The following is a 20620-nucleotide window of genomic DNA, read 5'->3' as shown; positions in this document are numbered from 1 at the left end:
CGTTCGTGAGCCGTACCGCTATCCATACCGCCAAATGCCCCAACAACCAACAAACGGAAACGATACCTTTCCATGATTGCCATATACTGATGGCCGCCCCCTCCGTTACCGTGTCCACATGAACCAGTACCCTTGCACAGTGGAGTAACGACAATGATTGAAGTCAGGCCCTTTGATAAACTCGGCCACGCCAATCATGCTGGCTTGATGCCCGCCACCATTTTTCCTTCGCCAGTTACTACGACCCCGCACGGATGCACTGGGGCGCGCTGCGCGTATGGAATGATGATGCCATTGCCCCCGGCACGGGCTTTGGCACCCACCGCACGACAACATGGAAATTATTACCTATGTGCGTGAAGGGGCCATTACGCATGAGGATAGCCTAGGCAACCGGGGGCGCACCGGCGCGGGTGATGTGCAGGTCATGTCGGCAGGTACGGGAATCCGCCACAGCGAATACAATCTGGAAGACGAAACAACCCGCCTGTTCCAGATCTGGATTCTGCCTGACCGGGCAGGCCATGCGCCCTCATGGGGCACTCGGGCTTTCCCACGGGGCGACCGGGCCGGGCAGTTTGTCGTTCTGGCATCTGGCCAGCCAGATGCAGATGACGCGCTCCCCATCAATACCGATGCCCGCGTGCTGGGGGCTACGCTGAAAAAGGGCGAAACCACCAGCTATAACCTTGGTGCTGACAGGCTGGGCTATCTGGTCGTGGCTAAGGGGTCTGTCGAAATCGAAGGCAAAACCCTGAACGAGCGTGACGGTGCCGCCATTTCCAAAACGGATGTGCTGTCTGTTCTCGCTCTTGAGGATACGGAAGTGGTGCTGGTTGATACCGTGCCATAACCAGCCAGCGGCTCATGGGCCGGGGTAACACCCGGCCCATGGCCCTGCGCGCTCAACACTGGCACAGTCGATGCCGCACACGATAAAAACCACCAAGACTCTTTTATGGCCAAGACACCCTGCCCGGCCACTGGGTGCGACCTTTACGCCGCAGCCTGCGTGATAAACGCTAGAACATCACGCATGATAACGGCTTCCTCATCCGTGGGTTCAACCCGCACCCTCACGGCACTGTCCGGGGTGCTGATAACACTGGCATGGCAGGCATTGGCCTTGGCATCCAGCTTTACACCCAGCCAGCCCAGCCTTGCACAAACATTAGCTCGCAGGACGCTGTCATGCTCACCAATCCCGGCTGTAAACACCAGACCATCCAGCCCTTCCATAACAGCCGCCAGCGCGCCGGTTTCTTCAATAATCCGGTATTCGAACAAATCTAGCGCCTGCGCGACAGCCTTGCTGATTTCGGGGTCTTTTTCCTCCACTAGCCTCTGGCGCAGCAGCCGCATGTCGGACGAAACGCCCGAAACCCCCAACAGGCCGGACTGGCGGTAAAGCACATCCACCAGCGTGCACCAGCCTGCACCTTCCTCCTGCATCATGTAAAGCAGCGCACCGGGGTCTATCATGCCTGTGCGCGTGCCCATCATCAAACCATCCAGCGCTGAAAACCCCATGGTTGTTTCAAGGCTTTTCCCGCCTTTTAACGCGCATAGACTGGCACCGCTGCCCAGATGGGCTATCAGCGTGCGGCCTGCATACAGGGCTGGGTCGCACAGTTTCAGGCGTTCCGCGATCCATGTATAGGAGAGCCCGTGAAAACCGTAGCGTTGCACGCCTTTTTGCGCATAGCGGCGGGGCAGCGGCAGCAGGCGCGCCATTTCGGGTATGGTCTGATGGAATGCCGTATCAAAACAGGCAACCTGAAGCAGGTCGGGCCTGTAGTCAGCAATGGCCCGTGCAGGGGCCAGAGTTGCGGGCTGGTGCAACGGTGCAAACGGGGTCAGTGCCTCAAGCTGGTCAAGCACATCGGGCGTAATACGCACAGGAGCGGAAAATTCCGGCCCGCCATGGACAATCCGGTGGCCAACACCCAGCAGGCTGCGCCCCTCCGCATGGGCGGAAAGCCATTTCAGCAGATGATCGAGCGGGTGGGGGTCTGTGGTGGTAATCCGCTCATCCACACAGCGCGTGCCTGTGCGGTCGTTTACGTGAAAACTGAACCCATCAGCATGGTTTTCAATCTCGCCATGCACCAGCCGGGTTGGCGCGTCCTGTGCCGTAATCCCGGCCCCAACATCGAACACCGTAAACTTGACGCTGGAAGAACCCACATTGAAAACAAGGATTACACCAGCCATACGCTCTGTCTTTCAGAAAAAACCATATGCACCGCGCAACATCAGCCACAGGCAGGCCGTGTTCTGAGGTAACGCGCATACAACGCACCCACAGCAGCAGAAGCCAGCCGCGCCTGCACACTATCCGCCCGGCTGGTGAGCAGTACAGGCACTTTTGCCCCCATGACAATACCGGCGGATTCCGCCCCCGCCATGAAAATAAGGTTCTTGGCCAGCATGTTGCCTGCTTCCAAATCAGGCGTGACCAGAATCTGTGCCCGCCCCGCAACAGGAGAGACAATACCCTTGATCCGCGCGGCCTCGCCATCCACAGCGTTATCCATGGCCAGTGGCCCGTCCAGCACGCCGCCGGTAATCTGCCCCCGCTCCGCCATCTTGCACAGGCAGGCGGCATCCAGCGTGCCCTGTATTTTCGGGTTGACCGTCTCGACCGCCGAGAGGATCGCCACGCGCGGTGCGCCCAGACCAAGGCCCAGATGCAGGTCTATGGCATTCTGGACAATATCGCGCTTGGTCTCGAGATCAGGCACGATATTGATGGCGGCATCGGTCACGAACAGCAGCCCGTCATAAGAGGGGGCAGCTATCAGAAAGATATGGCTCATACGGCGCTCTGTCCGCAGCCCGCTCTGGGGGCCAACCACCCCGTGCATGAGAATATCCGTATGCAGGCTGCCTTTTATCAGCCCGTGCACCTCACCCGTATGGACAAGGGCTACGGCCTGCTCCACCGCCGCCGCCGGGGAGCAGGCTTCCACCAGCTTCAACCCGCTGATATCCAGCCCGCTTTCCCGCGCGAGGGCCGCCATGGCCGCGCCATCACCCACCAGAACGGGGGTAAGTATGCCGCGCGCGGCCGCATCCACCACACCTTGCAGGGCGTGCTGCTCGCACGGCCAGACCGCCGCATAAGGCACAGGCCCCAGTTTGGACGCCTTGCGCACAAGGTCGGCAAACAGCGCATGCTGGTTCTGCTCTCTGGCGGAACCGATTTCCATGGCCTCGCTTACTGACGAGACACGCGGCATATCCACCCCCATCATGCTCCCTTTCCCTTATGCGCCCGTTACGGTCATGCGCTCCACGGGTAGCGTCATCAGCCGGTAGTATTCGCGCCGCACAAACGCGCGAGCCTGCTCTGGCGTGCCGCGCGCGGCGCATCGGCCCTGAAAATCCGCAAGGCTGGTATGGCCCTGTGCGTGCATCCACGCCCGCAGGCCTGCCACCAGCGTGCCGATATGCCCCGGCCCCCGCTCCAGCAGGGCCGAGGCCGTTGTCACCACACTGGCCCCCGCCAGCAGGCAGCGCACCACATCTGCGGCGCTCCATACACCGCAGCCTGCAGCAAAACTGCCACCCAGCCGGGCGGAAAGGAGGGACAGCCACATCAGCGTCAGGTTCAGTTCTGCCGGGGTGCTCAGGCACAGGCGTTCATCCGGCTCCATGACCGCAATATCCAGCCCCGGCCCATAAAACCGGCTGAACAGCACCACCCCGGCCGCGCCATTATCCAGTAGAGAGCGTACCACATGGCCCGGCGCGGTAAAAGTCGAGGGCAGTTTGACCGAAACCGGAATACCCACCCCCGCACAGACCCGGCGCACCACATCAGCATACTCGGCTTCGACTGCATGGGCACTCTGGGTAATGTCAGTGGCAATATGCGAGAAATTCAACTCGATAGCACTTGCCCCGGCCTGTTCCATCTGGCGGGCAAAATCCAGCCAGCCTTCATCCGTGCAGCCGTTCAGGCTGGCAATAACAGGCACCCCCGCCCGCTCCGCCGCCCGGCGCAGGGTATTAAGCCTGCCATCCAGCACGCGGGCTTGCGCCTGCGGGGCAAAATACGCCCCCATTTCGGCATGGCTTTCCTGCCCGGCAGACCACAAGGCGGCCTCGGCCAGTTCCTGTGCTGCAATCTGCTCCTCATAAACCGAGGCCATAACCACGGCCGCCGCCCCGGCATCCGCCAGACGCACAATACCCTCTACCGACGCGCTAAGTGGCGAGGCCGCCGCAACCACCGGATGAGACAGTGTCAGGCCCAGATAGGCTGTTGCAAGGCTCATACCCGCATCCCCTTTCATGTCACGTCCTCCCAATGGGGCAGGAAGCGGCTGCCATCGCGCGCGGCCAGATCCTCATACATGCGGTAGCGTTCATCGGCCGCGGCCTGCGCCTGGTGCATGAGATGGGCGGCGTTTTCGGGGTTTGTGCGCTCCAGTGTCTTGTAGCGCAGTTCGCGGTAGGCATAGTCTTCCAGCGAAATACGCGGGCGGGTGGAATCCAGCCGGAAGGGGTTGAGCCCCGCACGCCGCATGGTCGGGTCAAAACGGAAGAGCGGCCAGTAGCCAGAGGCCACCGCACGGGCCGCCTGCTTCATGCCCGTGCGCATATCGATCCCATGAGCGATGCACTGCGAATACGCCAGCACGATGGAAGGCCCATCATAGGCCTCGGCCTCGCGCAGGGCGATCAGCGCCTGCTCGGCATTGGCCCCCATGGCAATCTGCGCGACATAAACATAGCCATAGGCAATGGCCTGCATGGCCAAGTCCTTGCGCGGCACCTTTTTGCCCGCCGCCGCAAACTTGGCGGATGCTCCTATGGGTGTCGCCTTGGAGGACTGCCCGCCGGTGTTGGAATACACCTCCGTATCCAGCACCAGCACATTGACATTGCGCCCCTGCGCCAGAACATGATCAAGCCCGCCATAGTCAATATCATACGCCCAGCCATCTCCCCCCACGATCCAGACGGAGCGCTTGACGAAACAATCCGCTACACTAAGCAGCATTTTAGCCTCGGCATCGGTGGAGCCTGCCAGTTTTTCCTTCAGGGCCGCCACGCGGGCGCGCTGGAGATCGAACTCGGATTCCGTGCGCTGTGGCGCATCCAGCAGGGCAGAAACCAGATCCTGACCTATTCTGTCAGACAGTTTACGTGAGAGCGCATGCGCCAGTTCGGTCTGCTGGTCTATGGCAAGGCGAAAGCCCAGACCGAACTCGGCATTATCCTCAAACAAGGAGTTGGACCACGCTACCCCACGCCCCTGCGCATTAGCTTTCCACGGGTGGGCGGGAGTATTGCCGGCGAAAATGGAGGAGCACCCCGTGGCATTGGCAATTTGCAGCCGATCGCCAAAAAGCTGCGAAATCAGCTTGAGATAGGGTGCCTCGCCACAACCGCCGCAGGCCCCGCTGAACTCGAACAGAGGTTCAAGAAACTGCACGCCGCGCACATTGGCCGCATTGACCCGGCGGCGATCCATCTGAGGAATGGTTTCAAAAAACTGGATGTTTTCGCGTTCTGTTTGCAAGATAGGCAGTTTTTCACCCATATTGATGGCACGGGTCTGCCCATCCTGTGCAATAGCGGGGCAGTTTTCCACACACACCCCACAACCCGTGCAGTCTTCCACATAGAATTGCAGGGTAAACAGGGAATCAGGGTAGCCTCGTGCATTGACCGGGGCTGACTTGAAACTGCCCGGCGCGTTTTCAAGCCGGGCGGCCTCATAAGTTTTGGCGCGAATAACGCTATGCGGGCAGACAATGCTGCACTGGCCACACTGGATACAGGTTTCGGGGTCCCAGAGCGGTACCTCCAGCGCGATATTGCGTTTTTCATACTGCGTGGTGCCACCGGGGAATGTTCCATCAACCGGCATGCGGCTGACGGGAATCATATCTCCCCGCCCGGCCATGATCTCGCCCGTAACCTCGCGCACGAAAGCCGGGGCATCCGCTGGCACGACTGGTGGCATGGCCACGGTGCCGGTTGCCTGCGCAGGCACCGGCACGGCATGCAGTGCAGCCACTGCGGCATCCACCGCCGCGTTGTTCAGCTCGACAATGCGCGGGCCCTTGTCGCCGTAGGATTTCTGGATAAACGCCTTGATCTGGCGGATGGCCTCATCCGCTGGCAGCACATTGGAGAGATGGAAAAAGCAGGTCTGCAGAATGGTGTTGACCCGTGGGCCAAGCCCCACGCGCTGCGCCACGGCTGAGGCATCGATCACGTAAAACGACAGCCTGCGGGTTATGATCTGCTCCTGCACGCGGCGTGGCAGGCGGTCCCAGACCTCATCGGGGCCGTAGGGGCTGTTGAGCAGGAAAATACCGCCTTCCTTCGCAGCCCCCAGCACATCGCGCCGGAACAGGAATTCGAACTTGTGGCAGGCCACGAAATCAGCATGCCGCACCAGATAGGGCGCGCGGATAGGGGCCGCGCCAAACCGCAGATGCGAGGCGGTTTCCGCCCCGGATTTATGGGAGTCGTAATCAAAATAAGCCTGCGCGTAGCGACCGGGCTGGTTGCCCAGAATTTCCACGCTGTTCTTGTTGGCCCCCACCGTGCCATCCGCACCCAGACCGAAAAACAGGCAGCGTGTCGTGCCTGCGGGTTCGATATCCAGCGTGTCATCATAATCGAGGCTGGAATGCGACACATCATCCACCAGCCCCACGGTAAAGTGGTTGCGCGGTTTGGGGCGGGCCAGTTCATCAAACACCGCGCGCGCCATACCGGGGTGGAAATCGCGCGAGGACAGCCCATACCGGCCACCGATCACGCGCGGCATGCGCTCCAGCCTGCCATCGGCCACGGCTTCAGCCAGCACGCTCAGCACATCGGCCAGCAGCGGTTCCGCCGGGGCTCCCGGCTCCTTGGTGCGGTCCAGAACAGCTATGGCCTTTACACCGGGGGGCAGGGCCGCCAGAAAATGCTCCGCCGAGAACGGACGGTACAGCAGCACCTGCAACGCCCCCAGTCGGGGCTGATCCGCCTTGCCCTGCGCGTTCAGCCACAGGGCGGTTTCGCGCACGACCTCCGCCCCCGAGCCCATGGACACCACAACATGCTCGGCATCCTGCGGGCCATCGTAGCGGAACAGGCTGTACTGCCGCCCGGTCAGGCCCGCAAAACGGTCCATGGCCTCCTGCACAATAGCGGGAGCCTTGGCGTAATAGGGGCTGACAGCCTCGCGGGTTTGGAAATACGTATCGGGGTTCTGCCATGTCCCCCGAATGAACGGATGATCCGGGCTGAGAGCGCGGGCACGGTGGGCATAAACAAGCTCATCGTCGATCATGGCGCGGATTGTCGCATCCGGCAGGATAGAGAGCGTGTTGTATTCGTGCGATGTGCGAAAACCATCGGTAAAATGGATAAAAGGCACACGGGCGCGCAAGGTGGCCGCCTGTGCGATAACGGCAAGGTCATGCCCTTCCTGCACGCTGGAGGCACCCAGCAGGGCAAAGCCTGTCTGGCGCACGGCCATGATATCCTGATGATCGCCAAAAATGGAGGAAGCCCCTGCCGCCAGCGCGCGCGCCGCTACATGAAAGACGGTGGAGGTGAGCTCCCCCGCGATCTTGTACATGTTGGGGATCATAAGCATGAGCCCCTGCGATGCGGTGAAGGTGGTTGTCAGCGCGCCGCTCTGCACCGCCCCATGCACGCAGCCCGCAGCCCCGCCTTCGGCCTGCATTTCCTGCACGACCGGCACCGCCCCCCATAGATTGGCAATACCCTGCGCCGCCCACACATCCGCCAGTTCCGCCATGGGAGAAGACGGGGTAATGGGAAAAATCGCGCAGACCTCGTTCACCCTGTAGGCGATATGGGCCACAGCCGTATTGCCGTCGATAGTGGTGGTTACGGCCTGTGCATCCGTAGCACTGGTAGGAGCTGCCGCGTTATCGGCGGCACTGGGCTGCGTTGAGCCGGGGGGTGTCGAAGCAGCGGAAGCCGCACTAGGGAGCGAACCTGCCTGTGTGGTGTTGGTGTTCATCATCCCGCCCCCCATCATGCCCTGACCCTGAAACGTGCAGGAGCCAGTGGCTCGCCCAGACTGCCCACAGGCGCAGGCTGGTTCTGCGGTTCGGCCACCATGTCTATGGCGTGGCACGGGCATTGTTCCGCGCAGGCCGCACAGCCCGAGCACAGATCAAGCGATACCTCGTACCCCCGCCCCGGCCCCCGGCGCGTAATCGCCTGCTCAGGGCAGGCGGCAAAACAGTTGTCGCACTCATAACAGTTTCCACAGGACAGGCAGCGCGCAGCCTCGCGCCGGGCCTGTGGTGCGTCAAACCCGGCCACCACCTCGCTAAAATCCGTACGGGCGGCAAGAGGTTGTTCGGGCTGCGGGGTGCGGGTGGCATCCATGTAATCAGGCAGATGCAGCATATCGAATGTCACCAGCGGTGGTGTGGGTGGGTGCTCCCATGCCTGACCATACAGATACGCATCAATTTCGCGGGCTGCGCGTTTGCCGTGGCCGGTGGCCGCTGTCATGGTGCGTGCACCACCGATGCAGTCTCCTCCAGCGAAAATACCGGCATGCCCGGTCATGAAATGCCCGTTGACCACCACCGTATCGTCCTTGCTATCGCCACATCCGGCAGGGCGGATAACAGGGAAAGATCCGCATGCTGGCCCACCGCCATAATGACGGCATCTGCCGCAACCTGCTCCGTAACACCCGTGGGGGTTACGGAACCATCCGGGTTCATCACGACTTTTTCGACCGTCAGCCCATCTGCGCCGAAATGCTCCGCAACACTGAGCCAGCGGATTTTCGTGCCTTCCACGCGGGCTTCCGCCGCTTCTGCTGGCAGGGCTTCCATATGGGCGGCGTCATAGCGGAACACCAGCACCGTCTCGCGCGCACCCAGCCGCCGGGCCGTGCGGGCGGCATCCATGGCACGTTGCCACCACCAATCACCGCCACAACCCGGCCCAGCAGGGGGCGCGCCCCCGAACTGACATCGTGCAACAGATCAATGGCGTTCAGCAGCCTGTGCCCATCCTCGACCGGCACATCCAGATGATTGGCAACCGAGGCCCCGACAGCCACAAAAGCCGCATCAAACCCGCCTTCCGCCATAGCCTGCGCCACATCGCGCACGCGGGTATTGCTGCGCAGGGTTACCCCCGGCATGGCCAGCACGCGCGACAGCTCCGCCCGCAGGGTCTCGCGCGCCAGCCGGTATGCGGGAATGCCATGAGCCATCATGCCGCCGGGCTCCTCCGACGCATCGCGGATTTCCACCGCATGGCCCTTGCGCGCCAGATGATAGGCGCAGGCAATGCCCGCAGGCCCTGCCCCCACCACCAGAATTTTTTTGCCACTAGGCGGGCTGCACGCCACCACCCAGCCTTTTTCCACCGCCATATCGCCCAAAAACCGCTCTACCGCATGCACGGCCACGGGCTCATCGAGTTCACCACGATTGCAGGCAGTCTCGCACGGGTGGTAGCACGCGCGGCCATGCGTGGCGGGCAGCGGGTTTTCCTGTGTCAGCAGTCGCCATGCGGCTTCGTATTCGCCTGACTGGGCCAGCGCCAGCCAGCCCTGAATGTTCTCGCCCGCCGGACAGGCATTGTTGCACGGCGGCATGAACGACACATAGGCGGGATGCTGCCAGCGGCGGCTACCAACGCCACGCCGTGTGGTTTCCTGCATGATCTGGCCAAGATCGTGAAGTTTCAACGACATATGCGCTCCCCCGCCCTTACATTCCTGTGGATTGTAAGCGGCATGCGTTAATTTCTCGACACTTACGTCAAAAATTTTTCTCGCTCAATGATCCAGATCATGAGTAAAAGGTTACCATAACGATAACAAAACACAGAAAACTACTTTCCAATACTATATTAATTAGCTTTAAACGTCTGTTATATATTTTTGACATAGGTATCACGAATATGCTAACCGCCCCCTCCGCCTGTTATGGGCCCTGATACAGACTCCTGTCAGGCAAAGGCCTACGCTGTTCCGCCATCACGACACCGGAAAGACGCAGAATGACCCATCTCCCCCGCCGCACGGCCTTTCTTTTCCCCTCTACCGAGAGCGCGTTGTGAAAAGGGCCGTTATCCGCATTGCGGTGGTGGGGGGGCTGGCGGTGGCGGCTCTCGCAGGAGGGCTGTTCTGGCGGCACCACGAGGCGCTGAACGCCCTGCCACCCGGTATCCTGCATGGCAATGGCCGGCTGGAGTTCACGCGGGTTGATGTCGCGGTCAAATATCCCGGCCGGGTGATACAGCTCATGGCGCGCGAGGGGGATACCGTTACCGCAGGCCAGATCATGGCTCAGCAGGATACCGCAACCGTGCAGGCGCAATACGCGCAGGCTATTGCACAGCGCGAACGCGCCACAAGCGCGCGCGAACGGGTACAGGCGGAGCTTACGGCCCGGCAGGCCGCCCTGCGGCTCGATACGGACGAACTGCGCCACGCGCAGAGCATGCAGGCCCGCAGCCTGATTTCGGACATGGAAACCCAACGCCGCCGCACGGCGGTTGACGCGGCACAGGCCGCCGTAACAGCCGCCACACAGGCCGTGGCGGAAGCCGAGCACGCCACACAGGCAGCCACGGCGCAGGTAAACGAGGTGCAGGCCGCGCTGGATGAGCTGACCATAACCGCCCCGGTGGCCGGGCGGGTAGAATACCGTGTGGTAGAGCCGGGCAGCGTGCTGCCTGCAGGCGGGCGCGTTTACGCCCTGATTGACCCGGTTGACCCGTATATGACGGTCTTTTTCCCGACCGCTCAGGTCATGACCCTGAAAACGGGTGACCACGCGCGCATTGTTTTCGATGGCCTGCCAAACCCCATTGCCGCTGAAGTCTCCTATATCGACAGCAGCGCGCAGTTTACCCCCAAATATGTGGAAACCGCGAGCGAGCGCGAACAGCTTGTCTATCGCGTCAAGCTCCGCATCACGCAGGCGGAACAGGCACAATATGGCAAGCTGCTCAAAGCGGGCATGACGGGCGAGGCCTATATCCAGTCCAGCCCCGATGCGCCCTGGCCCGCTACTGTGGCCACAGGCCGGTAAGCCACCATGAGCGCACCCGCAGCCGGGATTGAAGTCAGCGGGGTTTCTCACCGTTATGGGGGTGAGACCGTTCTGCACGATATTGCGCTCAGCCTTCCGGCGGGGCAGACCATCGCCCTTGTCGGGCCGGATGGCGTGGGTAAATCCACGCTGCTGGGGCTGATTGCGGGGGTGCGCAAGCTCCAGAGCGGGCGGATCAGCACATTAGGGGTTGATATCGGCAACCGCGCCGCGCGTGAGGCTTTTCTGCCGCGTCTGGCCTTTATGCCGCAGGGTCTGGGCAAAAACCTCTATCCCACGCTTTCAGTACGCGAAAACATCGATTTTTTTGGCTGTCTTTTCGCCCTCGATGCCAGAACCCGCGCAACCCATATTACCCACCTGCTGAACGCCACCGGGCTTGCCCCCTTTCCTGACCGCCCAGCGGGGAAACTTTCTGGCGGCATGAAGCAGAAACTCAGCCTATGCTGCGCGCTGGTGCATGAGCCAGACCTGCTGATACTCGACGAGCCCACAACCGGCGTGGACCCGCTCTCGCGCAGGCAGTTCTGGGCGCTGGTGGATCAGATGCGGCGCGAGCGACCGGGCATGACCGTGCTGGTTTCCACTGCCTATATGGATGAGGCGGATCGCTTTTCATGCTGGTCGCCATGAATGACGGGCATATTCTCGCCTGCGATGAAACACAGGCCGTTTTGCAAAAAACCGGCACCACAAGTGTGGAGGCCGCCTATGTTTCCCTACTGCCCGCCGCCGCCCGGCAGGCCGTCAGCGGTTTTGAAATTCCCCCTTATGTGGATGACGGCACGCCCCCCGTTATCGAGGCGGAAAACCTGACCCGCCAGTTCGGCACCTTTACGGCGGTGGATCATGTCAGCTTCCGTATCCGGCGTGGAGAAATATTCGGTTTTCTCGGCTCGAACGGCTGCGGCAAATCCACCACCATGAAAATGCTCACAGGCCTGCTCGACATTACCAGCGGCAGCGCCACCCTGTTTGGCCGCCCTGTCAGCGCGGGCGATATGAATACCCGCATGCGGGTTGGCTACATGTCGCAGGCTTTCTCGCTGTATGAAGAACTGAGTGTACGGCAGAACCTTGTGCTGCAGGCACGACTATTCCAGCTTTCACCCGCGCAGGCGACAGAACGTGTCAACACCATGCTGGAGGATTTCGAGCTTACCGCCCATGCGGATGAACGCCCCACCGGCCTGCCCCTTGGCTACAGGCAAAGGCTCCAGCTTGCGGCGGCATGCATCAACAACCCCGATATTCTGATACTGGACGAACCCACCTCCGGCGTGGACCCCGCCGCGCGCGATATGTTCTGGAAACATCTTGTCAGCCTCTCGCGTGATGGAAAGGTAACGATTTTCGTTTCCACCCATTTCATGAACGAGGCCATGCGCTGCGACCGCATTTCCCTTATGGACAAGGGCCGCGTTCTGGCCATGGACGCCCCGGCCGCAATCATCCAGCAGGCTGGGGCTACCTCTTTGGAAGATGCGTTTATCCGTTGTCTGGAACAGGCCGGAAACACCGTGGCCGTTGCCAGCACGCCCGCTGCCGAACAAACACCGCCGCAGGCCACAAAAGCCGTGCCACCGCTTTTGCGCTGGTTTTCACGTCTCTGGGCTTTCGCACGCCGCGAAACGGTGGAGCTGCTACGCGACCGCCTGCGCCTTGCCTTTGCCATTCTCGGGCCGGTCAGCCTGCTGCTGATTGCCGCCTATAGCGTGTCTTTTGACATCAACACCATCCGCTACACCCTGATCGATCACGATCAGTCACAGATCAGCCGCACGCTGGCCGAGCAGTTCAGCGGGTCGCGCTATTTCAGGCAGACAACCCCAACACCCGACCTGCACACCCTCCAGACCCGCCTGCAACATGGCGAGGTTGCACTGGGTATTGATATTCCCGCCAATTTCGGGCGTGACATGCTCGCGGGCAGAAAGCCTGAGCTTGATATTATCATTGACGGGGCCATGCCTTTTCTGGGTGCCAATATCCGCGCTTATGTCGAGGGCACACTGGTGCGCTACGGGCAGGAACTGGCCCGCACCAGCCCGCTGCCCACAGCCAGTGCGGCCATGCCTGTCAGCATTGTGCCGCGCTTTGCCTATAATCAGGAATTCCGCAGCATTTACGCCATAACCCCCGGCGTTATCATGCTGGCACTGATCCTTATTCCCACCATGCTCACGGCTCTGGGCGTTGTGCGCGAAAAGGAAATCGGTTCCATTATGAACCTGTATGCCTCACCCGCCAGTACGGGGCAGTATCTGCTGGGCAAGCAGCTTCCTTATGTGGGGCTGGCCATTCTGTCGTATCTGGCGCTGGTTTTTCTATCCGTCACCCTTCTGGGCGTGCCACTGAAAGGCTCTTTCATAGGCTGAGTCTTGGCGCTCTGTTCTATATTCTGGCCAGCACCGGCTTTGGCCTGCTGATATCAACCTTTGTGCGCTCACAGGTGGCCGCCATTTTCGGCACTGCTATTATCTGCCTTATCCCGGCTGTCAATTTTTCCGGCCTGCTTTACCCCACATCCACCCTTGTTGGCATACCCTATTATTTTGGCGAGGCCTTTCCCGCCACATGGTTCCAGCTTATCAGCCTTGGGGCCTTTACCAAGGGGCTGGGGGTGCGGTTTTTCATACCCATGTATGCAGCTTGGTAGGATTTGCCTGCCTGTATATCGGCAGTGCGTGCCTTCTCCTTCGCAAGCAGGATGTCTGACCATGCGCTGGCTGGTTAATGTAGCACTGCTCAGCGGCAAGGAGTTCAGAAGCCTGTTCAGGGATTTTATCCTGTTCGGGCTTATTCTCTTCGCCTTTTCCTTTGCCGTTGTCATTGTGGCCGATGGCGTGAAAATCGATGTTTCGAACGCAACAGTGGCGTTTATTGATGAAGACCACTCGGCCCTGTCGCGCGAACTGAAGGCCGGGGTGCTGCTGCCCTATTTCAAGCCGCCGGTTCTGACTGACCGGGCCGCGGCAAATGCGGGCATGAATCATGGCACCTACAATTTTGTTATTGATATCCCGCCCCGTTTCGAGGCCGATGTGCTGGCCGGGCGCAGCCCCGCCATACAGGAGCGGATTGACGCCACCGCCATGACACAGGCCGGACTGGGAGATGTGTATCTCCAGCGTATCTTTCTATCCCAGATCAGCCATTTTATGCACGCTCCCCCCGCCGAGCAGCAGCTTCCCTTTCGCACGCAAAGCCGTATCCGCTTCAACCCCAATAGTGAATCCTTCTGGTTTACCGCCGTCATGCAGGTGGTAACCGACGCCACGGTGCTGTCGATCATTCTTGTAGGGGCCGCGGTTATCCGCGAGCGCGAACACGGCACCATTGAGCACCTGCTGGTGCTGCCTGTTTCGGCCAGTGAAATTGCCGTGGCCAAAATTCTGGCCAATGGCGCGGTCATTTTTGTCGCCAGCATGGCATCGCTCTGGTTTGTCGTGCATCTGTGGCTGGGGGTGCCCATTGCGGGGTCTTTGCTGCTGTTTGCGGCCTGCCTTGTCCTCTATCTTTTTTCGGTCACATCGCTGGGCATGGTGCTGGCCATTTTCGCACCCACCATGCCGCAATTCGGCCTGCTGGCTGTGCCGGTCTATGCCATTGCCTATCTGCTTTCCGGTGCGGCCACCCCGATCGAGAGCATGCCCGACATCATGCAAATGGCCGTGCGTGTGCTGCCCACCACGCAGTTTGTCAAAATAGCACAAGCCATTCTCTACCGGGGGGCCGGGGTTGAAACCATCTGGCCCGCCATTTTGTCCATTCTATGCGCCTCAACGCTGTTTCTCGCACTGGCGCTGCTGCGTTTCCGCTCCATGCTTGCTCGTCAGGACTGAACCCGACATGTCTGCTCGCCCCCTCCCCTTTCGCGCGGTTGTCCTTGCCCTGCCGGTTGCGCTGGCCGCCTGCTCACCCTTCCATGCGGACATCCCGCCCTCGCACGTGACCATTCCCGCCGGAACAGCGGCCGAGGCCAGCGCGGGCCGTGTTGACCTCACCCACTGGTGGACCGACTGGCACGACCCGCGCCTGACCAAGCTGGTGGAAGAAGCGCTGGCCGCCAACCCAGAGCTGCGTCAGGCACGCGACAGGGTGGAACAGGCCCGCGCCTATACCAAAATGGCCAAATCATCGCTGTATCCAACCATTGGTGCCACGGGCAGCATTGCGGGCGGCGGCATGAACTGGCGGCAGGCCACACCTCCGCTGGCCAGCAGCATAGACCCCAATCTGGGTGACCCCATGACCGATGGGCATCTGGCGGGGGTGGGCATTGCATGGGAGCCGGATGTTTTTGGCCACAACACCGCCACCCTGAAAGCCAGCCGCGCCATGGAACTGACGGCGCAGGACCTGCTGCACGGCGCGCATATGACCATTGCCGCCGATGTCGCCTCCAGCTATCTGAGCGCGCTCGGCATCAGCCAGCGCCTTGCCCTGCTTGATCGTTCCGAGCAGACACTCGAAAGCCTGCTGGCCTACGCCACCGCCCGCTTTGAGGCCGGGCAGACCAATCAGGCCGACCTTGAAAGCATCCGCGCCCAGATCGAAGCCCTACGCGGCAGCCGGCCCGTGCTGGTTGCGGCCTATGATACCTTCCGCCGCAGGCTGGCCATTCTGAGTGGGCGCACACCGGATAACGCCCCCGACCTGTCCGGGCCTGACACCTTCAGTATCCCTGCCCCCCCACGGGCCATGCTGCCCAGCACCATCCTGAGCAACCGGCCCGATATCCTGCTGCGCCGCCATATGGTGGAGGCCGCGGCACAACGCCTTGTGGGCGCCAAAACGGAACTTCTGCCCCGCTTTGGGCTTGAGTTTTTCGGGGGTGATGGCCGCCTGCGTTTTGATGGCATTCCCGGTCTTTCAGGCACCGGCGGGCTGGCGGCCCTGACCGCCACCCTGCCCATTTTCACCGCCGGGCGCATACACGCCCAGATTGCACAGGCCGATAGCAGGCTGGATGAGGCCGTGGCCGCCTATGACCAGACCCTGCTGAACGCCCTAGCCGAAATTGAAAATGCCAGCGAACAGCGCTCCCAGCTCGACACCAGCGCCGCTGCCCTACAGGCCCGCACGCAAGCCGCCAGCACAGCCGCGACCATGAGCCATGGCCTGTTTGAAGGGGGACAGGTGACCTTGCAGGATGTGCTGACAGCCCGCCTGCGCCTGATTGATGCGCAGGACGAACTGGTCAAAACCCAGACAGCCCGCGCCCTTTCAACCGTGCGGCTGGCCCGCGCCCTTGGCGGTGGCTGGTCCGCCAGCGCACCGTAAGGCCCGGCCACATCGCACACACCTGTATCGCGCAGGGTAACCCGCGCTCCAGCACCTTAGGTCAGGACCATGAAAGTGCCCCCACGTAACAGGGAAACACCAGACCAGACCCGCCCGCCTGCTCCGCCACGCACGAAATACCGTGTTTCTGAAAAACGGGAATCCGCTCGGCGCATGAAGCAGCAGGAGTTCGAGCGTGCGGCGTGGCAGGTGTTTTCCACCGTGGGGCTGGACACGGCCACGGTCAGGGACATTGTCAAAGCCACCACCCTCTCGCCCGGCAGCTTTTACAATTACTTCAAGACCAAGGAAGTCATTTTCGACACCCTGCTCGATCTGGTGATCGCCCGCGCCAAAGAGGCCGTCCTGCTCTGCCGCTCGGATGAGGATGACCTCGAAACCATGCTGGTCAAAGCCTATGCCGCCTCTTTTCGCGAATTGCTGAGCCTACATGGTGCGGCACGGTTTTTCGAGCTGAACCAGCACCATATCCGCGCGCGGCTGTTAAGCTCCACTACAGCAAAGGACATGACGGACGACCTGAAAGCCCGCCTTCAGGCCCGAATTCAATCACCCGTTATTGCACCGGACAAACTTGCCCTTGCGGTTTCGATCATTTTCATGGCGGGGCTGGAAAGCCTGCTACATCTTTCCAAAAACCCGTTCAGCGATATTGATGAAACCGCACGCTTTACCACCGCCATTTTCACCTCTGGCCTACTCCGCAGTTTTACCGAACCCTGAGGCGGAAGTGTGTTTTAGACTCAGTTGACAAAAACTGGCGGGCATACATCTTTTTTCAGGGCAAGGCTGATTGCCTGCCCCGGCACCAGCCGGGCCTGCTCGCCCTCACGCGGGATATCGGCAAACAGGCTCTGCCCCCCTGCCGCCTCTACCTGCACACGAAATGAGCGCCCATGAAACGCCACGGAAACAACCGTGGTATCCAGCACCTCATCCCCCCTCTGCTCCGTCAGCACCAGATCTTCAGGGCGGATACCCAGTGTTACCGGCCTGTCGGATGGCAGGAGCATAGTGCCATCAAGGGCTATGGCGGGCTGCCATACCGGCCCGATAGCAAAACATGTCCGCCCGTCGCGCTGAGTGCCGGGACGGGCACTCAGCAGGTTCATGGTGCCAATAAAACTGGCCACGAACTGCGTGGCCGGGCGGTCATACAAAACATCCGGCGGGGCAATCTGCTCGATCCGCCCGGCATTCATCACCACGATCCGGTCAGAAATGGACAGGGCCTCCGTCTGGTCATGTGTGACCATGACAAAGGTTGTGCCAGTTCTTTCTGCAAGCGCTTGAGTTCGGCCTGCATGTGTTCGCGCAAGCTGGCATCGAGGGCGGAGAGCGGTTCATCCAGCAACAGCAGGCGGGGCTGGCACACCAGGCGCGCGCCAGCGCCACACGCTGTTTCTGCCCACCCGACAGGCTGCCCACCCGTGCCTGCGCCTTGTCCGGCAGGCCCACCAGTTCCAGAACCTCCATGACCTTACGCCGGGTTTCTGCAGACCCTACCCCCCGCAGCGACAGGCCGAACGCAATGTTCTGGCTGACATTCATATGCGGGAACAGCGCATAGTCCTGAAAAACGGTGTTGATGGGCCGCTCACACGGGCGCAGGGCCGTCATGTCCTGCCCATCGAGCAGCACCCGCCCCTGTGTGGGGCTTTCAAACCCTGCGATAACCCGCAGGGTTGTGGTTTTACCACAGCCAGAAGGGCCGAGCAGGCTCAGAAACTCGCCCTGCGCAATATCCAGATCAATGGAATCCAGCCCCTTATGCCCGCCGGCAAAAACCTTGCTGACATGATCGACCTGAGCAGTGCATCAGCCATCGCGGCTTTCTCCCGGTTTGGTTGTATTGACCCATAATATCTGGGCGGGTTCCTGCCCCGGATTGGAAAAAGCGTGATCCAGCGTGCTGCGAAAGGCAAAGCTGTCACCCGGACCACACTGGTAGGAAACGCCGTCTATGGTCAGTTCAAGCTGGCCGCTCAGCACGTAGCCAAATTCATGCCCCGCATGGGTATAGCTACCTGCCGTAGTGCCGCCCGGCACAACACTGACCAGAATACCCGTCAGGGCCGCACCGGGGGGTGAGAGCAGCCATTTTTCGATCCCGTCCGAGTGAACGGGCAGGCGTTTGCGCGCTTTGGAAGATACGCAGTACAGATCACTATGTTTCTGCCCGCTTTCCCCCAGAAGGGCACCCGGTTCGACATTCAGGGCAGCCGCCAGTGGCCACATGACCTTGATCTTGAGCGAGGAAATACCCCGCTCGATCTGGCTAAGTGCGCTGACGGATATGCCTGCCCGGCTGGCCAGATCCATGAGTGACATGGCGCGCTCCAGCCGCAAGGCCCGCAGCCTGCGGCCGATCAGCACATCGGCATCCGGCGCCCTGCTTTGTGCAGCCATTTCCGCTGATGTGCCCAACCCCCTGTTCCTTTCAACGCTATTTGCAGGCGCCATGGCTGTATTCAGCCACCGGCCTTGATTTTTTCAAGTAGTTTGCCGAGTTCTTCCGCCTGTTTCATGGGGCCGGTGAAAACGGTCTTCTTGAGCATCACCTCCGGGTCTGACGGCAGTTCAAGCTCCTTGAGTTTTTCTGCCGGAACCGCAGCAAACGCCGTGCTGGTGGACGCACCATAGCCATTATTCTCGATCAGGTGCTTGCCTGAGGAGGGATCAAGGCGGCTGTTGATGAAATCATACGCCAGATCCTTGTTTTTTGTGCCCTTTATCATCACGAAACCGCAGCTCCATGTCAGCATGCCTTCCTTGGGGTTCATGAAAGCAACTGGCACGCCCTGCTTGCGCAGCGCTACGGCAGAGGCATTCCATGTCATGGCCGCAACCAGCGCACCACTGGCCAGAGACTGCTCAACCGATGTCATATCCGTGGTGTAGGAGGCCATGAGCGGGCGCTGTTCGCGCATTTTGGTAGCCACTTTTTCCATGTCAGCCGGGCTCAGGTCGAACGGATTAACCCCCGCAACCAGAGCCGCAACGATAGGCGTGTCATGCACGGCATCGATCGTGGACATGCGCCCGGCATATTTCTGGTCCCACAACAGGTTCCAGCTCTGCTCTACATCTTTTGGCAACAGGTCGGTACGGTACAGGATGGAGGTATTGCCCCAGTCCCATGGCACCATCCACACTTTGCCATCGCCTGCCTGAATATCGGGCAGGTTGCGGAAAATGGGGAAAATCTGGTTCCAGTTGGCAATACGGCTCGTATCGATCGGCTCGATCAGCCCTGCCTTGTTCCAGCGCTGGATCTTATCATAGCACGGATGCGCGACATCAGGCGGAAGCCTGCCTTGAGTTTGGTAAAGGCATCGTCATCATCACCAAAAACGGAAATATCTACCGCACCGGGATGCGCCTTCAGATAGGCCTCATCATATTCGGGCAGTTCATAGCCTGACCATGTCAGATAGGTGAGTTTTCCCTCCTCAGCCCGTGCCGTGGCCATGGGGGAGACGATGGAGGCCGCCATGGCAAAAGCCAGAGCCTGTGTGGAAATCTTTTTGACGATGGAAGACTTTTCTTTGCCTGTCATATCAGAATACTCCACGGTTGCGCGTCAGGTCAGGCCTGCCGCTCTGTCAGTTTTCCCCGGCGGCGCATCAGCTCCGATACCGCCGCGATTACGATACTGACCGCCAGAATCAAACTGCCCAGCGCCATAACCAACGGCAGCGAGCGCGGAAAGCGCAACTGCCCCCAGATATAGACAGGCAGTGTCGGTTCTGAACCGGTCAGGAAAAAAGCGATGATGAACTCATCAAAACTGGTCAAAAACGCCAGCATGAAGGCGGACCCCAGAGCCGGTATGGCCAGCGGCAGGATAATGCGTGAAAACGTCGTCCATTCCCGCGCGCCAAGGTCTTCCGCCGCTTCGGATATGGAGCGTGAAAGCCCGGAAAGTCGCCCGTGCAGGATCATGAAGGCTGTAGGCAGGCCCACCAGCATATGCCCGCACACAAGCGCCACCCGCGACGGCCCTACCCCGATAACGTTCACGACAATCAGCATGGCAATGCCCACGATCACGCCCGGTATCAGCAGCGGCAACTGGCACAGGCCGGACAGCAGCACACTCAGCCGCGTGCGCATGAAAACCCGTGCATAGGCCAGTGTCAGGCCACAGAGTGTTGCCAGAAAAGCCGAAATACTGCCCACTTCAAGGCTGGTCAGCAGGGCACGGCGCACGCCATCGTTATGCAGCAACG

The 20620-nt window shown here is 60.6% G+C and carries 17 protein-coding genes and 2 pseudogenes; 6 read left to right on the top strand and 13 right to left on the bottom strand.

Annotated elements, in window-relative coordinates:
- Positions 1 to 153 precede the first annotated feature (153 nt).
- Positions 154 to 853, top strand: a pseudogene (locus tag JCM25143_RS17200) (pirin family protein).
- A 143-nt stretch (positions 854 to 996) separates the two neighbouring features.
- Here the strand turns inward: JCM25143_RS17200 and JCM25143_RS05615 are convergent.
- Genes JCM25143_RS05615 through JCM25143_RS23570 form a run of 7 tightly spaced genes read right to left on the bottom strand, consistent with a single transcriptional unit; the run spans position 997 to position 9715 of the window.
- Positions 997 to 2214: an acetate/propionate family kinase gene (locus JCM25143_RS05615; protein WP_025860323.1), complete on the bottom strand. Its 1218-nt coding sequence runs from the start codon at positions 2212 to 2214 to the stop codon at positions 997 to 999.
- Between the two features lie 41 nt (positions 2215 to 2255).
- Positions 2256 to 3257 carry a bifunctional enoyl-CoA hydratase/phosphate acetyltransferase gene (locus tag JCM25143_RS05610; protein ID WP_025860322.1) on the bottom strand — a complete coding sequence of 334 codons (1002 nt, stop codon included), beginning with the start codon at positions 3255 to 3257 and terminating at the stop codon, positions 2256 to 2258.
- Between the two features lie 12 nt (positions 3258 to 3269).
- A complete protein-coding gene (locus tag JCM25143_RS05605; protein WP_234395007.1) occupies positions 3270 to 4301 on the bottom strand; it encodes a dihydroorotate dehydrogenase-like protein in 1032 nt (343 codons plus the stop codon).
- On the bottom strand, positions 4298 to 8026 hold the full coding sequence (nifJ, locus tag JCM25143_RS05600; RefSeq protein ID WP_234395006.1) for a pyruvate:ferredoxin (flavodoxin) oxidoreductase: 3729 nt from the start codon (positions 8024 to 8026) through the stop codon (positions 4298 to 4300). Before nifJ ends, JCM25143_RS05605 begins: the two co-directional genes overlap by 4 nt.
- Positions 8023 to 8589 carry a 4Fe-4S binding protein gene (locus JCM25143_RS23580; protein WP_234395005.1) on the bottom strand — a complete coding sequence of 189 codons (567 nt, stop codon included), beginning with the start codon at positions 8587 to 8589 and terminating at the stop codon, positions 8023 to 8025. Before JCM25143_RS23580 ends, nifJ begins: the two co-directional genes overlap by 4 nt.
- Positions 8565 to 8732, bottom strand: a complete 168-nt coding sequence (locus JCM25143_RS23575) for a hypothetical protein (protein ID WP_234395004.1) — start codon at positions 8730 to 8732, stop codon at positions 8565 to 8567. Before JCM25143_RS23575 ends, JCM25143_RS23580 begins: the two co-directional genes overlap by 25 nt.
- A gap of 14 nt (positions 8733 to 8746) precedes the next feature.
- Positions 8747 to 9715, bottom strand: a complete 969-nt coding sequence (locus JCM25143_RS23570) for an FAD-dependent oxidoreductase (RefSeq protein ID WP_234395003.1) — start codon at positions 9713 to 9715, stop codon at positions 8747 to 8749.
- A gap of 364 nt (positions 9716 to 10079) precedes the next feature.
- Between JCM25143_RS23570 and JCM25143_RS05590 the strand changes: the two genes are divergently transcribed.
- The 5 genes and pseudogenes from JCM25143_RS05590 to JCM25143_RS05570 all read left to right on the top strand — a co-directional run bounded on the left by JCM25143_RS05590 (position 10080) and on the right by JCM25143_RS05570 (position 17111).
- Positions 10080 to 11060 carry an HlyD family secretion protein gene (locus JCM25143_RS05590; protein ID WP_025860319.1) on the top strand — a complete coding sequence of 327 codons (981 nt, stop codon included), beginning with the start codon at positions 10080 to 10082 and terminating at the stop codon, positions 11058 to 11060.
- A gap of 6 nt (positions 11061 to 11066) precedes the next feature.
- A pseudogene (gene rbbA / locus JCM25143_RS25150) lies at positions 11067 to 13799 on the top strand (ribosome-associated ATPase/putative transporter RbbA).
- Positions 13800 to 13801: 2 nt separating this feature from the next.
- Entirely contained in the window at positions 13802 to 14926 is a 1125-nt protein-coding gene (locus JCM25143_RS05580) for an ABC transporter permease (protein WP_035370532.1), read from the top strand.
- 7 nt (positions 14927 to 14933) lie between these two features.
- Positions 14934 to 16367, top strand: coding sequence for a TolC family protein (locus JCM25143_RS05575; RefSeq protein ID WP_025860317.1), 1434 nt, complete (start codon positions 14934 to 14936; stop codon positions 16365 to 16367).
- 69 nt (positions 16368 to 16436) lie between these two features.
- A complete protein-coding gene (locus JCM25143_RS05570) occupies positions 16437 to 17111 on the top strand; it encodes a TetR/AcrR family transcriptional regulator (protein WP_025860316.1) in 675 nt (224 codons plus the stop codon).
- 20 nt (positions 17112 to 17131) lie between these two features.
- Here the strand turns inward: JCM25143_RS05570 and JCM25143_RS22700 are convergent, their stop codons facing one another.
- The 6 genes from JCM25143_RS22700 to JCM25143_RS17175 all read right to left on the bottom strand — a co-directional run bounded on the left by JCM25143_RS22700 (position 17132) and on the right by JCM25143_RS17175 (position 20618).
- Positions 17132 to 17644 (bottom strand): TOBE domain-containing protein, encoded by a 513-nt coding sequence (locus JCM25143_RS22700; protein WP_199897836.1) that lies wholly within the window; start codon positions 17642 to 17644, stop codon positions 17132 to 17134.
- Positions 17631 to 18107 carry an ABC transporter ATP-binding protein gene (locus JCM25143_RS22695; RefSeq protein WP_234395014.1) on the bottom strand — a complete coding sequence of 159 codons (477 nt, stop codon included), beginning with the start codon at positions 18105 to 18107 and terminating at the stop codon, positions 17631 to 17633. The genes JCM25143_RS22700 and JCM25143_RS22695 overlap by 14 nt, the downstream gene beginning before the upstream one ends.
- A 99-nt stretch (positions 18108 to 18206) precedes the next feature.
- On the bottom strand, positions 18207 to 18815 hold the full coding sequence (locus JCM25143_RS05560; RefSeq protein ID WP_199897835.1) for a helix-turn-helix domain-containing protein: 609 nt from the start codon (positions 18813 to 18815) through the stop codon (positions 18207 to 18209).
- Positions 18816 to 18859: 44 nt separating this feature from the next.
- Positions 18860 to 19663, bottom strand: a complete 804-nt coding sequence (locus tag JCM25143_RS17180) for an extracellular solute-binding protein (RefSeq protein ID WP_234395013.1) — start codon at positions 19661 to 19663, stop codon at positions 18860 to 18862.
- On the bottom strand, positions 19636 to 19947 hold the full coding sequence (locus JCM25143_RS22690) for a hypothetical protein (protein WP_199897834.1): 312 nt from the start codon (positions 19945 to 19947) through the stop codon (positions 19636 to 19638). The genes JCM25143_RS17180 and JCM25143_RS22690 overlap by 28 nt, the downstream gene beginning before the upstream one ends.
- 29 nt (positions 19948 to 19976) lie before the next feature.
- The gene (locus JCM25143_RS17175; protein ID WP_199897833.1) at positions 19977 to 20618 is read right to left on the bottom strand and encodes an ABC transporter permease; all 642 of its coding nucleotides are present in this window, start codon (positions 20616 to 20618) and stop codon (positions 19977 to 19979) included.
- Positions 20619 to 20620: the final 2 nt, after the last annotated feature.

Origin of the sequence: Acetobacter papayae JCM 25143 (assembly GCF_000613285.1) — a bacterium.
In the GTDB taxonomy this organism is placed as follows: domain Bacteria; phylum Pseudomonadota; class Alphaproteobacteria; order Acetobacterales; family Acetobacteraceae; genus Acetobacter; species Acetobacter papayae.
Note: the sequence above shows the minus strand (reverse complement) of the source record. Positions and strands in the feature narration are given on the sequence as shown.